The organism is Epilithonimonas sp., assembly GCF_032054305.1.
Classification (GTDB): domain Bacteria; phylum Bacteroidota; class Bacteroidia; order Flavobacteriales; family Weeksellaceae; genus Epilithonimonas.
On record NZ_DAMBSX010000001.1, the window covers coordinates 674,841 to 691,137 of the forward strand.

General features: G+C 37.1%; 10 protein-coding genes. 4 read left to right on the top strand and 6 right to left on the bottom strand.

The features are described from left to right. Positions 1-46: 46 nt before the first annotated feature. Positions 47-736 (bottom strand): ABC transporter ATP-binding protein, encoded by a 690-nt coding sequence (locus tag RTX21_RS03060; RefSeq protein WP_312765450.1) that lies wholly within the window; start codon positions 734-736, stop codon positions 47-49. A 353-nt stretch (positions 737-1,089) separates the two neighbouring features. Between RTX21_RS03060 and RTX21_RS03065 the strand changes: the two genes are divergently transcribed. The 3 genes from RTX21_RS03065 to RTX21_RS03075 all read left to right on the top strand — a co-directional run bounded on the left by RTX21_RS03065 (position 1,090) and on the right by RTX21_RS03075 (position 4,085). Further along, entirely contained in the window at positions 1,090-2,442 is a 1,353-nt protein-coding gene (locus RTX21_RS03065) for a TolC family protein (RefSeq protein ID WP_312765232.1), read from the top strand. A gap of 117 nt (positions 2,443-2,559) precedes the next feature. After that, positions 2,560-3,189 (top strand): CoA pyrophosphatase, encoded by a 630-nt coding sequence (locus RTX21_RS03070; RefSeq protein WP_312765233.1) that lies wholly within the window; start codon positions 2,560-2,562, stop codon positions 3,187-3,189. Positions 3,190-3,284: 95 nt separating this feature from the next. Continuing rightward, entirely contained in the window at positions 3,285-4,085 is an 801-nt protein-coding gene (locus RTX21_RS03075) for a lysophospholipid acyltransferase family protein (protein WP_312765234.1), read from the top strand. 53 nt (positions 4,086-4,138) lie between these two features. Here the strand turns inward: RTX21_RS03075 and fabV are convergent, their stop codons facing one another. Further along, on the bottom strand, positions 4,139-5,341 hold the full coding sequence (fabV, locus tag RTX21_RS03080; protein ID WP_312765235.1) for an enoyl-ACP reductase FabV: 1,203 nt from the start codon (positions 5,339-5,341) through the stop codon (positions 4,139-4,141). Positions 5,342-5,782: 441 nt separating this feature from the next. On the opposite strand from fabV, the gene RTX21_RS03085 reads away from it, so the two are divergent. After that, positions 5,783-7,270 carry a glycoside hydrolase family 28 protein gene (locus tag RTX21_RS03085; protein ID WP_312765236.1) on the top strand — a complete coding sequence of 496 codons (1,488 nt, stop codon included), beginning with the start codon at positions 5,783-5,785 and terminating at the stop codon, positions 7,268-7,270. A gap of 111 nt (positions 7,271-7,381) precedes the next feature. Here RTX21_RS03085 and RTX21_RS03090 read toward each other — a convergent pair whose 3' ends face one another. The 4 genes from RTX21_RS03090 to RTX21_RS03105 form a co-directional block, all read right to left on the bottom strand. Further along, positions 7,382-9,481 (bottom strand): DNA topoisomerase 3, encoded by a 2,100-nt coding sequence (locus tag RTX21_RS03090; RefSeq protein WP_312765237.1) that lies wholly within the window; start codon positions 9,479-9,481, stop codon positions 7,382-7,384. A 518-nt stretch (positions 9,482-9,999) separates the two neighbouring features. Beyond that, positions 10,000-11,289 (bottom strand): TolC family protein, encoded by a 1,290-nt coding sequence (locus tag RTX21_RS03095; RefSeq protein ID WP_312765238.1) that lies wholly within the window; start codon positions 11,287-11,289, stop codon positions 10,000-10,002. Between the two features lie 77 nt (positions 11,290-11,366). After that, positions 11,367-13,784, bottom strand: a complete 2,418-nt coding sequence (locus RTX21_RS03100) for an FtsX-like permease family protein (protein WP_312765239.1) — start codon at positions 13,782-13,784, stop codon at positions 11,367-11,369. 87 nt (positions 13,785-13,871) lie between these two features. Further along, a complete protein-coding gene (locus RTX21_RS03105; RefSeq protein WP_312765240.1) occupies positions 13,872-16,286 on the bottom strand; it encodes an ABC transporter permease in 2,415 nt (804 codons plus the stop codon). Between the last annotated feature and the right edge of the window lie 11 nt (positions 16,287-16,297).

Here is a 16,297-nt window from a genome sequence, read left to right on the forward strand (position 1 = left end):
CTATCTCGATTTGTCAGGCTGAGGCTCTCGAAGCCTTTTCATTTATTTACAATACGATTTGATTGATATATTCGTCGCTTTCTATTCTGCCGTCTCGCAGGACGACATTTCTTTTCGTTTGTGCTGCAACATCGTTCTCGTGTGTTACGACTACGATAGTTTTTCCTTCATTATTGATTTCCTGAAGCAGCTTCATAATATCATGAGTCGTTTTGGAATCCAAAGCTCCGGTCGGCTCATCGGCAAGGATCAACTTCGGTTCCGAGATCAATGCTCTTGCGATAGCAACTCTTTGTTTTTGTCCTCCGGAAAGTTCACTCGGCAGATGTTCCGCCCATTCTTTCAGTCCTACTTTTTCCAGATATTCCAACGCTTTTTTTGTCCTCTCTTTTCTGGAAACATTTTGATAATATAACGGCAACGCTACATTTTCCAGCGCCGTTTTATAATTGATCAAATTAAATGACTGAAAAATAAATCCGATGAAACGGCTTCTGTATTCCGCAGCTTTTACTTCTGTGAGATGTTTAATTGGAAATCCGTCCAACTCATAGATTCCATTATCAGCTTCATCCAAAATCCCGATGATATTCAGCAAAGTCGATTTTCCGGAACCGGAACTTCCCATAATAGAAACAAACTCGCCTTGATTGATATTGAGATTAATACCTTTCAGCACATGAAGTTTGCTCTTGCCAGTGTCGTAAGATTTGTTGACATCTTCTATTTTCAGAATCGGATGGGACATTGTCTGGATTTTACATTATAAGTAATCGCGAGTCGATAAATGTTACAAGTATCCTTGGAAATTTTATTTTAAGAATTTAAATGCAAAGGATTTTTAATAAAGAATAATTTTTATTTTAAAAAATTCAACTAAAAAACATTCGAAATTTCAAATCAAATAGGTAACGGAGATGTAACGGGAAGGTAACGGAAATGATATATTTAAGTTTCATATTATTTCATCATTTTTGAAATGAAATCTCTAAGATTTTGCTTGAATCGAAAGCATTCGAAAAAATAAATTTAAACCATATCGTAACATTTCAACAATTCCGAAGTCTTATTGGGTATAATTTTTCTTTTATGCTTAAAAAAGTTTTTTGTATTTCACTTTTGTCACTAGGAGTTTTGGGATTTTCTCAGAAGAAATGGACAATTCAGGAATGTGTGGATTATGCAATTAAAAACAACTTGCAAATCCAGGCGCAGGCTTACAACAAAGATGTGCAAACAAAAAATCTGGAAATGGCTAAAAGAGAATATCTACCTTCGGTTTCCGGAACATTTTCCAACTCGGCAAGTTTTGGAAATTCACAGTTTGTAAATACGAGTGTTAGAAATGACAACTTCAACAACAATGCGAATATTGGTGCTAATATTTTGGTTTACAATAATGGAAGACTGGAAAAAACGATTAAGAAAACAGGCTTTGATGTCGATGCAAGTCTTCAGGATATCGAAACCATTAAAAATAATATTTCACTCCAAATTGCTCAGCAATACCTTAACGTGATGTTGAACAGAGAAATCAAAAAAATCTCTGAAAGTGCGATGGAAAATGCACAAAAACTCTACGACCGTGCGAAAATCACAACCGCTGTTGGAACGACTGCTCAAACGGTTTTAGCGGAAGCAACAGCGTCTTTGGCGAGAGAAAAACAAAATGTAAAAACGGCTCAAATCAATGTGGATAAAGCTTTGTTTGCAATGGCTCAGCTTCTTCAATTGCCAGATTACAGAACTTTTGATGTCGTTGATATTCCAGTTCCAGACGAATTAATACCACAAACCGAATCTGTAGAAGAAGTTTTGAATATTGCTTACACTTCTCAACCAATCGTAAAAGCAGCGGAAATCAGAATCAAAGCTGCTGAAGCACAAACTGAAGTTGTAAAAACTAATTTTTGGCCAACCATTACCGCAAATGCGGGAATTGGGTCACTTTACAATAATCAATTATACACCAACAACCTCAATTTTGGGAATCCTGCAGGTCCTTATGTAAAAGAGCACGGTTTCTTTGAGCAGTACAAAGATAATTTTGGTCAGCAAGTCGGCCTATCTGCAAATATTCCGATTTTCAATAAAGGCATTACAAAACTTCAGGTTGAGCAAACTAAAATCAATGAAGTGATTGCGAAGAATAATCTGGAGCAACAGAAATTCCAATTGAAGCAGGATATTCAGCAGGCGCAGTTCAATGCAGATTCTAATTATGAAATTTACATAGCCGCCATCGAAGCTGAGAAAAGCACGAGATTAGCTTTGGATTTTGCTACCAAAAGTTTTGAAGCCGGACGTTCTACAATTTATGACGTGACGATGGCCAGAAACAATTATGCGAATGCGCAAGGTTCTGTGGCACAAGCAAAATATAATTATCTGTTCAGTATTAAAGTTTTAGATTTCTATGCAGGAAGAGGGATAAATCTCTAATTTTTTCTTATTAAACATTCATAAATTATAATATTCTAAAGTCGTAAAGTTTGTCTTTACGATTTTTTTATGCTGAACGACGCTAAAAAATTCTTTAACTTTCCTTATCTTTGAGATATGCAGATTTTTGGAAAAGATTTACTCAGAGATATCAAAGCAGCGGAATTGTTGGGAGAAAATGCACACAAAATTTATTCTCCGCCTTATCGTCCTGTTTTCAGTTACGAAGATATTTTAACTAAAAATCCGAAGTTTGCAGCGGTTAATATTCTACTCTATCTCAAAAATAATGAATGGCATTTTCCTCTGATTGTAAGAAGTGTGAATGAAAACGACCGACACAGCGGACAAATCTCATTGCCGGGTGGAAAAAAAGAAAAAGAAGACCCAGATTTTGCTTACACAGCCAAACGTGAAACTTCCGAAGAATTAGGAATTGATGAACATTATGTGCGAATCATTCGTGAAATGTCACCAATTTATATTCCGCCAAGTAATTTTTATGTTCATTCGTTTGTTTCTTATACCAAGAAGAATCCAGAATTCTTTTTACAGGAAACCGAAGCTGTTGAATTGATAGAATTCCCGATCTCATCTCTATTAAATCTTCCAGACCAGCCAAAAATAATGGCTTTGCCTTCTACAAAAGGCTATGAAGTTCCCGTAATTGATTTCAATGGTTACATCATTTGGGGAGCTACATCAATGATTTTGAGCGAGTTTAGTAACTTGTTAAAAAATGTTTAATTTTGCAAATATTTCTGAAGTTTGGGAATGAAAATTGGTTAATCAATTTATTAAATTAATAAAGATTTTTAGTTTTAAAATCTAATTAAAAAACAATGGCAAAAAAAAATATTTTTACCGATTCTTTTGGAAATATTTATATTCTGAAAAGGATAATTATTTTCATTTTGGGAATTGTTTCCTATAGAAGATTCAATGGTTTTAATAAATTGAAAATCACCGGAACAGAAAATCTTTCTGATTTGCCAGACAGCAATGTGCTTTTCGTTTCCAATCATCAGACTTATTTTGCAGATGTTGCAGCAATGTATCACGCCTTTTGTGCCGTGAATAACGGTTATCACAACACCATTAAAAATCCTGTTTATCTTCTCAACCCAAAAGTAGATTTTTATTACGTTGCGGCAGAAGAAACGATGAATAAAGGAATTCTTGCAAGAATTTTTAAAATTGCCGGCGCAGTAACGGTAAAGAGAACCTGGAGGGCAGAAGGCAAAAATGTTAACCGAATGGTTGACATGAGTGAAATAGAAAATATCATGAAGGCTTTGGACAATGGTTGGGTAATCACATTTCCCCAAGGAACAACCTCGGCTTTTGCACAAGGCAGAAAAGGAACTGCCAAGTTGATTAAAAATCAAAGACCCATTGTAATTCCAATTAAGATCAATGGATTCCGTAGAGCTTTTGATAAGAAAGGATTAAAAATCAAAGTGACTGGCGTAAAACCAACAATGGAGTTCCAACCCGCTTTGGAAATTGATTATGATAACGAATCAGCAACAGAAATTCTGGACAAAATAATGCACGCCATCGGACAAACTCCAGAACACAATCTACTTCACGAATACGACGTAAAACAGAAAGAGATAAAATCTCAATCTCAACAACAATAAAAAAAGGTTACTTTTCAGTAACCTTTTTTGTTTTTATTTTTTATATCTAAAGATTAAGCTTCGATACTTGGAACTTGTACGTTCTCGTTAGCATCTTTTTCATAATCAATTCCCTCGATTTCAAAACCGAAAAGGTTGAAGAACTCTTTTCTGTAACCTTCGATATCACTGATTTCAGAAAGGTTTTCAGTAGAAATTTGATTCCACAACTTTCCAACTTCTGCCTGAACGTCATCTGCCATTTCCCAGTCATCCACTCGAATCCTTCCTGCTTCGTCCAAAGCTACTTCTCCATTCTCAGTATATAATCTGTCTGCGAAAAGTCTCTGCATCTGTTCGATTGTTCCTTCGTGAGTTCCTTTTGCCTTCATCACTTTATAAAGTAAAGAAATATACAATGGAACAACAGGAATCGCTGAACTAGACTGTGTTACCAAAGCTTTGTTTACAGAAACATAAGATTTACCGTTAAGGTCCTTCAATAAGTCATTCAAAACAGTAACAGTTGCTTCAAGGTCATTTTTCGCCTGACCGATTGTTCCATTTCTATATATTGGGAAAGTCAATTCCGGGCCAATGTAAGAATAAGCAACCGTTTTAACACCTTCTGCCAAAACGCCAGCCGCTTTCAAATCTTCTATCCAGAATTTCCAGTCTTCACCACCCATTACGGCAATAGTATTCGGAATATCTACGTCGTTTTCAACCGGAGCAATAGTTACATCAGAAACTACACCTGTATGGAAATCTACAGTTTTGTTGGTATAAGGCTGACCAATCGGTTTTAGAACAGATGAATGAGCAACACCAGTTTTTGGGTGCGTTCTCCTTGGGGAGGCCAAACTATAAACTACCAAATCAACCTGACCAAGGTCTTTTTTAATCAACTCGATTGTTTCTTTTTTAACTTCGTCAGAAAATGCGTCGCCATTGATACTTTTTGCATAAAGTCCGGCTTCGTGCGCTTCTTTTTCAAAAGCAGCAGAATTGTACCAGCCAGCTGTTCCCATTTTTCCTTCAGATGCTGGTTTTTCGAAAAAAACTCCGATTGTAGCGGCATCTGAACCGAAAGCTGCAGTAATTCTGGAAGATAAACCAAAACCTGTAGAAGCACCAATCACTAATACTTTTTTAGGTCCATTTTTGATTTTGCCTTTCGACTTTACATATTCTATTTGATTTTTAACTGCCTGAAGCGCTCCATCCGGATGAGCTGTCAAACAAATAAATCCTCTTGTTCTAGGTTGAATAATCATTGTTGAAATTATTTTTAGCATTGCAAATTAAAGAAATTTGAATCATATATTAAGAATTATCTGGAAAAAAGCATATCACTGTTTTCTGTTTTTCGAGTGTTAATAATGCTTTTAGAGAGTCCTAGTTTTTATTTTGCGCAATCGATTGCGCAAGTCAATATTTTAATTAATTTTACCTGCACTCACAATTATATAAGGTTGACAGTAAAAAGTATTAAGTATAATTTGAGAGTTGAATTACACGCAGCCCGACTTGAGCGGAAATCCTTTTACGCAACATAGTGGAGTGAAAAGATTGACTACGTCGAACCACTTCGTTAGGTTTGGGAGCGGAAGGCGGAAACAGCTGCCCAAATAATTATAAATGATGAATTGTTAATGTAAATGATTTTCATAAAAGTTTTTATCATCAATTTTTAAATATAAATTTCAATATAAACAATGAAAAAACTATTAATAGGTCTTGCGTTTTATTTTGCAGCAATGATTTCTGCGCAGAAAAATGATATTAATTATTATATCGAAAAAGCTCCATTTAAATTTGGGGAAATGGTTTTGCCGACGATTCCACAAAAGGATTATAACTTCAAGGATTTTGGTGGTGTTGCCGATGGAAAAACGTTGAATACAAAAGCTTTTGAAAAAGCAATTTCTACGATTGCCCAAAATGGTGGTGGAAGATTGATTGTCCCAGCCGGAACTTGGTTAACTGGCCCAATCGAACTAAAAAGTAAAATCGATTTCCACGTTGAAGAAGGTGCGATTGTGCAGTTCAGTAATGACATCAAGCAATTTCCAATGAGAGAAACTTCGTCAGGGAAATTTGAAGTGACACCGCCGATTTGGGGAAATAATATAAAGGACGTTTCGTTTACAGGAAAAGGAATTTTTGACGGTGCCGGAGATGCGTGGCGACCTGTGAAGAAATTCAAAACGACTGCAGGACAATGGCAGGAATTGGTTGCGAAATCTGGAAGTGTTTTGAGTGACGACGGAAAAATCTGGTATCCAAGCGAAGCCGCAAAACGTGGTGAAGAACTGGCAAAAGTAATTACCAAAATGCCGAATGCAACAAGAGATATGTATGAGCAGTTGCATCACTATCTAAGACCAATGATGTTCACTTTATCAAAAGTGACAAATCTTTTGATTGACGGACCAACGTTCAGAAACTCGCCGAAGTTTGTTATTAATCCGAAACAAATCACGAATCTTGTGATTAGAAACACTACGGTTTATAATCCGAAATGGGCTCAGAATGGTGACGGAATTGATATCAGCGCCTCAAAAAACGTGATTATCTACAACACAAAAGTGAATGCAGGCGATGACGGAATCTGTATGAAATCCAGCGGAACTCCGAAAAATGGAGAAGCGCTTTTGCAAAACGTTATCATCGCAGAATGTACTGTGAATGAGGGTCACGGCGGTTTCGTAATCGGAAGCAACACTGATGGCGGAATGAAAAACATCTACGTTACGAACTGTACTTTCGACGGAACAGACATTGGAATCCGTGTGAAAAGTAACTCGGGAAGAGGTGGCGATGTGAGCCAAATTTTCATCGATAATATCGAGATGAAAAACATTATCAAAGAAGCGGTTCTGTTTGATACGTTCTATGCAGATGCTCCTGTTGGAAGTACAAAAGAAAGCGAAGCTGCACAACATACAGGTGAAAAAGTGCCTTACTTCCACGATTTTTATGTGAGTAATGTGAATTGTGCTTCGTCTGAAACAGCTTTCAGTTTTGCAGGATTACCTGATAAATTGATTGAAAATCTTTATTTCAAAAATGTGAATATCACGAGTAAAAAAGGAATTGTTGGCAAGAACGCACAGAATATCTTTTTTGAAAATGTGAAAATTAATAATTCTACAGATTATAAAATCGATAGTGGTTTGAAGAAGGCGATTGTTGTGAAATAGATTATTTCTCGCTGATTTGGCAAATTATGCAGATTCATCAGCCTAATCTGTAAAATCTGCGAGATAAAAATATTATAAACCCTTTTGGATATTAAAAATCTGGAAGGGTTTCTATTTTATGCTAATTGAAAAATCGTCATTTAAGATTAGAATTCCTTCTTCCTGTTCGCCTGTGAAGCCTTTCAGTTTGGAAGTTTTGTTTTTCAGAATCAAATCCTGCAATTGTTTTTCTGATAATTTTTTTCCAAATATCTCGAATGGAACTTTGAAACCACAACCTTTATAATCGGAACAGCCAACGGCGGTTTTGCCTTTCATCAGATTATTAGATTTACATTTTGGACATTGAGTCTCTTCCCATACAATTTCGGTCTTTGCTCTTGGTTTCTTTTCTTTTGGGACTTCTTTTTTCTCCTCGTGGAAAGCGATAACTTTGGATTTTCCGTTAACCACTTTATTCGTCAAATCCGTTACCATTTCTATCAATTCTTCTTTAAACTGATTGGCTTCGTACTCTCCTTTTTCGATTTTTCTCAGTTTCGATTCCCATTCTCCCGTTAGTTCCGGACTTTTGAGAAGCTCATCTTCGATTGTATCAATCAGTTCGATTCCGGTTTGTGTGGCGATGAGGTTTTTTCTTTTCTTCTCAATGTATTTTCTTTTGAAAAGTGTTTCGATGATATTGGCTCGCGTTGACGGTCTTCCGATGCCGTTATTCTTCAACATTTCGCGTAATTCTTCATCTTCCACTTGTTTTCCCGCCGTTTCCATTGCTCTCAATAAAGTTGCTTCCGTATAAGGTTTTGGTGGTGAAGTTTTTCCCTGATGAATCAAAGGTTCGTGGTCTCCTTTTTCTCCAGCAACGAATTCCGGAATGCTTTGTTCCTCGTCTTTATCTTTTTCCTCCTTCTCTTCTTTTTTGTCTTTGGCGTAAATGATTCTCCAACCTAGCTCAAGAATTTGTTTTCCGGAAGCTTTGAAAGGAATTGTTCCAACCTGACCTTCCACCAAAGTATTTGAAATTTTACATTCAGGATAAAAAACAGCGATGAATCGTCTTGCTACCAAATCATAAACCAACTTCTCTTCTCTGCTAAGATTGGATGAAGGCGGAATTTCTGTCGGAATAATCGCGTGGTGGTCAGTTACCTTAGTATCATCAAAAACTGCTTTTGTTTTCGGAATCGGCTGAGTCAGCAACGGGGCTGTAAACTCAGAATAAATACTCATACTTCTTAAGATTCCTGCAATTTTCGGATAAAGATTTTCAGATAAATAAGTCGTATCAACTCTTGGATAAGTCGTGTATTTTTTCTCGTAAAGACTTTGGATATAACTCAAAGTTTTCTCGGCAGAATAACCATATTTTTTATTCGCTTCCACCTGAAGCCCTGTTAAATCGAACAATCTCGGATTTTTTTCTTTTCCTTCTTTGATTTCGAAAGAGACAATCTCAAACTGATTTTGCTTGAGATATTCCAAACCTCGTTCTGCTTTCTCCAACGATTTCAATCGGTCAATTGATGCACTGAAAAGCACGTCACGATATTTGGTTTTGAGTTCCCAATAGTCTTCCTGCGTAAAAGCATCAATCTCTTTCTGACGTTGAACGAGCATTGCCAAAGTTGGTGTCTGAACACGTCCAATCGATAAAACGCCTTTATTCCCGCCAAACCTTTTCGTGAATAATCTCGTGGCATTGATTCCCAAAAGCCAATCTCCGATTGCTCTTGCATTGCCTGCTAAATAAAGATTTTTGTAATCATCAGCAGGTTTCAAATTTTCAAAGCCCTCTTTTATAGCATCTTCTGTTAGAGATGAAATCCACAAGCGCTTCATCGGTTTGTCGCATTTCGCTTTCTGCAAAACCCAACGTTGAATAAGCTCTCCTTCTTGCCCGGCATCACCACAATTAATAACCTCATCGCATTCCTGAACCAGTTTTTCTATGGTTTGAAATTGTTTCTCGACGCCATTATTATCAATCAATTTGATTCCGAAGTTTTTGGGAATAATCGGAAGAAAAATTAAATCCCAAGATTTGTAATGTGATGCATAATCGTGTGGTTCTTTCAAAGTGCAAAGATGACCGAAAGTCCAAGTCACGCAATAGCCATTTCCCTCCATATAACCGCTTTTGGGAGTTGTAGCGCCCAAAACTTTGGCTATATCACGGGCAACGCTTGGTTTTTCGGCAATACAAAGTTTCATCTTAATTTTTATTGTTTTTAAAGTCAGATGGAACATCAAGACGTTTCATTGATTTATACTTGAGAAGGTTTGCAAAAATGCGATTTTTAAATTTAAAAAGCGAGGGATTTTGAACACAAAGTTCACAAAGATTTTATTTATTGATTGAAAACATATTAGGGTCACAAAGGCGCTTCGCTTATAAAAGATTGATTATAAATTTATTTTTTTAACGCAAAGTGCGCAAAGATTTTTTCATCATTATTGAAAATATTTTAAGGTTCGCAAAAACGCTTCGCTCATCAAAGTTTATGTGACAAATACTAAATTTTAGAACCATTGTTGTTTTATGCTGAATTTGCGCCCCGACTTGAGCGGACTCTTGGAGAACCTCAGAGTGACAATTGAGAGTCGAAGGCGGATAAAGGCGCCCAAACCTAACGAATTGGTTCCACAAAGTCAAATAATTTTCAATAAAAAATCCCTCCGAATTGTGAGCCTTCGGAAGGATTCATAAGAAAATAATAATAAGAAATTTTTTATAAGCCAGTTTCAAAAACTTTGAGCAGTTCTGTCTGCTGGACAACGTCGTTTTTGCTGTTGATCAGATTATAATTGGCCTGCAACCAGTTGTTCCTAACCACGAAAAATGTGTAAGCATCCATCAAACCTTCTTTGTATTTTTCTTCTGATTTTTGAAACGATAATCTTTGGTTTTCAAAATTGGCTTCCAAAAGGTTGTATTTTTCCTGAGCATTCAGAAATTGTGCTTTTATAGAATTGATGCTTTGCGTCAGATTATTAATCACAATGTCTTTATCATAATTGGAATTGATGACATTGAGTTTGGCAATCTCAACATTATTTTTCACTTGCAATTTGTTGAAAATCGGAATGTTTAGTCCAAAACTTAATTGCTGGTTTTTGTTAGTCTTGATTTGGTCTGAGAAATTGGACGACGCTGGTTGTCCCAAGACTTTGTTATAAAAACTTGACCAAGTGTAAGAGCCGTTCAAGGTTGGCAAATAGCCAGATTTTGCAACTTCTACGCTTTTTTGCTGTGCTTTGATTTCTGCCAAAGTCGTTTGATAAGCCGGATTTTTCTCCAGAAGATTTTGGATAAAGTTAGCATCGTTGAAATTGGTATCGGTCAGATTTTCCTCGGTCATTGTGAAATCCAAAGTGTCTTTTGTAATCGCCAAAGCATTCAGCAGATTGATTTTGGAAAGATCACGTTGATTTTTTGCTGAAACCCATTGCTCTTGCATTGTTCCAAGATTGGCTTTGATATCGTAAATATCACTTTTTGGACGGTTTCCAATTTCCACTTCTTTTTCGGTACGTTTGATTTGGTCTTCGATTCCGGAAAGCTGTGTTTCCAAAACCTCCAGCCAGCTTTTGCTGTTCTGATAAGTGAAAAACATCTGGACGACATTCATTTTAACCTCGTTCTGAGCCTGCATCATTTTGAAAGTTGAACTTTCCTTATTGATTTTCGACAAAGAAATATTGAGGTAATTCCGCCAGTTAATCAGCTCCCAATTGGCTTGTGCGTAGAGATTGTCTGTTTGGGTATTAATCGATTGTCTTTGATTATTATCAGTATTGATTCCGTTTCCAAAACTGTAATTGTGATTAACTCCAGCTTCTACGGATGGCAACAACATCCCTTTCGCAGCGGAAATCTGTCTTTCGTTTTTCTGGATATTGATTGCCGATTGCTTTACCAAAGGATGATTGGCAGATGCGTAATCCAGACATTGTCTGAGTGTCCAGCTTTGCTGAGCTGAAAGTAGATTGATCAGTAATATGAAGAATAGTTTTTTCATAAGTGGTTGATTGTTGATAGTTGTAGGTTGTCGGCATTAATTTCTATCAACTAATAACCGACAACAATCAACTAACTTTATTCGTATTTAAGATATTTGACAAGATTGATTTTGGTAGCGCGGTAAGCTTTGAAACTCACAACTATAAATGTCAGAATCAATAATAAAAATAAGCTCAAAACGTAAGGCCAAACCGGCATATCGATCCTGTAAGAAAAGTCTTTCAGCCACTCATTCATCGCATAATACCCAAAAGGCATACTGATTAAAACTGCAATCACACAAATCAATAAAAATCTTTTGGTCAAATCCCAAACAATGGTTCTTTCGTCTGCGCCTAAAGTTTTTTTGATGGCTACATCTTTCAGTTTTTGTTCGATTAATAATGATGACAGAGCAAATAATCCTAATAATGCAATCACCAAAACCACAATATTCAACGTTGTAAATAAGGTCTGTTGTTTTTGGAATTTCTCATACGTTTTGGCGAATTGCTTATCCACAAATTCAAAATCATAAGGATAGCCAGGCTCTGCTTTGGTGGTCCAGAATTCTTTGATGCGTTCCAACGTTCCGCGGATATCGTTTTGAGAAACTTTGATCTGGAGGTTGCTCATATTATTCTTGACCCAGTTTCTATTGTAATTGAAGTAAACAATCGGTTCCACAGGCTGGTTCACGCCGCTGTAATTGACATCTTTTACCACGCCCAGGATTTTATATTTTTTCTTGCCGTCCCAGCCGGTAAAAAATTCTTTGCCCAAAGCTGTACTCGGATTGTAGCCCAATTTACCTGCAAAAGTTTCGTTTACCACAGCACCATTGATCGTGTCGGAAGCTTTCCTCCAATCCAAATTTCTTCCAGAAATAAATTTAACTTTGTAGAACTTGAGAAAATTCTCATCAATCCCGCCCAACATCGTCTGAATTGTTTTAGTGGTATCGGTTGACAATTTCACAATCGAGGCATTGGCTGTTCCATTTCCTATCGAATTAACAGAACCTGTGATGTCCGTCACGCCTGGGATCCTTGCCATTTCTGCTTTCAGCCTTTTGTATTTATTGACATTGAAATTATTTTCCCAATTGGTTTTCTTGAAATAAATCTGAATCGCCTGGTCGCCTTTGAAACCTAAATCTTTATTCATCATATAGCTGACCTGCGTATGGATGATCAATGAGCAGATGATGAAAAATGATGAGATGATCAACTGCAAGGTCAGGATAGAATTTCTCAGCCAGACACCACTTTTGCTTCTTGCGAAATTTCCTTTCAGGGTATTAATAGGCTTGAAATTCGACAGGTATAGTGCCGGAATCAAACCGGCAAACAATGAAAAAACGATTAACAGCAATCCTGTATAGATGAAAAGATTCGGATCGTTCAGACTGATTTTTTTATCGAGAAACTTATTGTAGGACGGCAAAAATAATTCTACCATTGCGAAAGCGAACACATAAGCTATCAGGCAAATCATAAAAGTCTCCAGCAAAAACTGTAAAATCAATTTCGACTTTGAGCTTCCCACCACTTTTCTCACGCCAACTTCTTTCGCTCTTTGAGATGCCTGTGCAGTTTTGAGATTGATCAGATTGATTCCCGACAAAGCCAAAATCAGAACCGATAAACCCAGCAAAATCATAATCGATTTTTTGTCGCCTTTGCTGATCCCGTCGCTTTTGGCATCCAGTTTCATCTTGCTGATTGGTGTCAAATAAACCATTGCCGGATTTTTTTTATCTACGGTATAGCCCCATTTTTTGGCAGAAATCTCATCTTGCTCCTGCATCTGTTTCGACAGTTTATATTCAAGTTCTTTGATATCCGTACCTGGTCTAAGCCTAAAAAAACCATTGTAACTATAGTTAGTCCACTTGTCTTTAGACTCCTCCAAGTAAGGGTTTTTATAAAGAAAATCGGGCTTGAAAACAGTATTGCCCTCAGGGACCTTATAAATCGCAGTGACTACATAATTCTTTTCATTCGAATCATTTTTCAGCGTTTTTCCAATGGCATTGAGGTAGTCATCACCAAAAAGCAGGCGCGCCGTTTCCAGTGACAGAGCTACTTTTCCATTATCCGACAAAGCATTTTGAAAATTTCCTGCGACCTTTTCGAAAGGCAACAGCCTGAAAAAAGAATCTACCGAAGTCGTTCCCGAAACATAAGCCGAATTCCCGCCAAAGCTGAGTTTCTGCTTTCCCCAATCATTGAGAATCGTAGCATCTTCGATTTCCGAAAATTTTTCCTTTGACACAAAGATCTCAGGATAGCTGGAGCTGGACATGATTCCGAAAGAGGCGTTACCGTTCTCTACGAAATAGATATTATCCTTATTCGGAATCCATTGTTCATAAGACTTTTCGTCCTGCCAATGGATAAATATCAACAGAAAAACGCACAGACCAACACTCAATCCCAAGATATTGATAATCGTGGAAAGCCAGTTTTTTCTATAGTTGATGAATGCTATTTTGAGCCAATTCTTTAACATAGTTGTCAGTTGTTAGTTGTTAGTTGTCAGTTTTTGGATATCGGAAGAGTTTCTATCAACTATCAACCGACAACCATCAACAAATTTTTATTCATACTTCAGATATTTCACAAGATTCACTTTTGTAGCCTGGTAAGCTTTGATGCTCACTACTGCAAAAGTCAAAATCAATAAAGAAATCAAACTGAGAATGAATGGGAAAACCGGCATATCAATTCGGTAATCGAAATCCTTCAGCCATTCGTTCATCAGGTAATAACTGATGGGCATACTGATGAGAACCGCCGTTAAAGTGATCCAAAGGAATTGCTTCGTCAATCCGAAAATCAAAGTTCCGTCTGATGCGCCCAAAGTTTTTCTAATCGCCACATCTTTCAGCTTCTGCTCGATCATTAATGATGACAAAGCGAACAATCCTAACAAAGCTACCATCAAAACCATTGCATTCAAGATGGTAAAAAGCGTTTGCTGTTTCTGATATTTAACAAAACTTTCAGCAAATTTTTTATCAATAAAATAAGAATCAAAAGGATAACCCGGCTCTACATTCTTTTGCCAATAAGCTTTTAGTCTTTTCACCGTCCCATCGATATCGTCCGGTTTTATTTTCAACTGGATGTTATAGACATTATATCGTTTCCATTCGGTTTCTCTGTAATGGAAAAATATGATTGGATCAACCGCTCTACGTGGGTTCAGGATGTTGAAATCCTTTACAATCCCTACAATATGGTAAGGTTTATTATCGAATCCCGGACGAACCTCATTCTTAAATGCCTGATCATCTGTCCAACCGAATTTGTTCACAAATGCTTCATTAACCAAGACATTGGCGATAGTATCAGAGGCAAGATTGGGGTTCAGCCAACGTCCTTTTTTAAGTTTCACATCCATAAACTGGAGGTAATTATAATCCATAGAACCGTGCTGCGCGAAGATGCTTTTGTCCATATAATCCATATTGGAATTACTGAATCTCCCGCTTCCCGGAACGGCTTCTCCATAAGAGACCTCGGCAACACCTTCGATTTTTATCATCTCATTTTTGATACGCTCATATTTCAGCCAGGGTTTGTCGCTGTTTTCACTGAAATTAATCAGGAAAACTTGCTTTCCGTTGTAACCAAGGTCTTTGTCCATCATATATTTCACCTGATTGTTCACGATCAATCCACCGATGATGAAGAATGATGAGATGATCAGTTGCAAAGTCAAAATCCCGTTTCGTAGCCAAATGCCGTGTTTGCTTCTGGCAAAGTTTCCTTTCAAGGTTTCTATCGCTTTGAAGTTCGCCAGATAAGTTGCCGGAATCAATCCTGAAATCAATGTAACTGCCATAACCATCAAGAATGAATAAAAGTAAATATGCCAGTCATTCATCACGATTTCCTTGTTGTAGAACTTGTTGAAGCTTGGTAAAAGAATTTCCGTTAAAGCCAAAGCCAGAATATATGACGCAAAACAAATCACAAAAGTTTCCAATAAAAATTGAGCGACCAAACTCGATTTCGTACTTCCAATCGCTTTTCTGACTCCAATTTCTTTAGCTCGCTGAGACGCCTGCGCAGTTTTAAGGTTAATGAAATTAATGGCTGATAAAATAACAATCAAAACAGAAAGCGTGAACAGAATCATCATCGTCTTGAAATCTCCAACCCCGAACCAAGAAGCTTTGGCGTGCAGTTTTATCGCATCAATTGGCGTAAACAAACTACCCGTTGGCCCGTACAATTCCAGATATTTTTGAGGTGTAACGCCTGCACCTTGCGCATCCTTTTTTGCTCTGAAAAGAAAAATATCGTTATAAAATTTTTGTTGCAAAGCTTCTGTATCTGTTCCGGGTTTCAGCAAAAAGAAACAGCCGTAATTGAAATTGCCCCACTGGTCTTTATCACCTTTCATCTGTTCATACGGCGAAATGATAAAATCCGGTTTTATCTGGCTGTTCGCTTCCGGCAATTCATAAACAGCGGTAACAACAAAACTTTTATTGTTGATTTTCACAGTTTCTCCTGCAACGTTAGTTTTCCCAAAGAGATTTTTGGCCGCTTTTATGGAAAGTGCCATTACTTTATCACCTTTCAAAGCATCTTTATAACTTCCGGAAACCAATTTGAACGGGAAAAAATTAAAAAAACTTTCTGAAACCGACATTCCTTCTCCCTGATAAACGGTTTTGACTTTCGTGGTCATTTTATAACCCATCCCGGAACCGCTGAACAAAACATAATCCTTAACCTCGGGAATCACTTTCACAGCACGTTCTGCCATTGGATAAGAAATATTGTTTCCGTAGGTATTTTCTGCTTTGTTATGCGTTTGGAAAGCGTAGATGTTGTCCTTTTTCGGGTTCCATCTTTCGTAGGATTCTTCGTCATTCCAATGCATCAGGATGAGCATAAATCCTGTCAATCCAATTGTCAAACCAAACAAATTAATGATGGTCGAAAGCCAGTTCTTTTTATAATTGATGAAGGCAATTTTGAGCCAGTTATGTAACATAATATATAGTT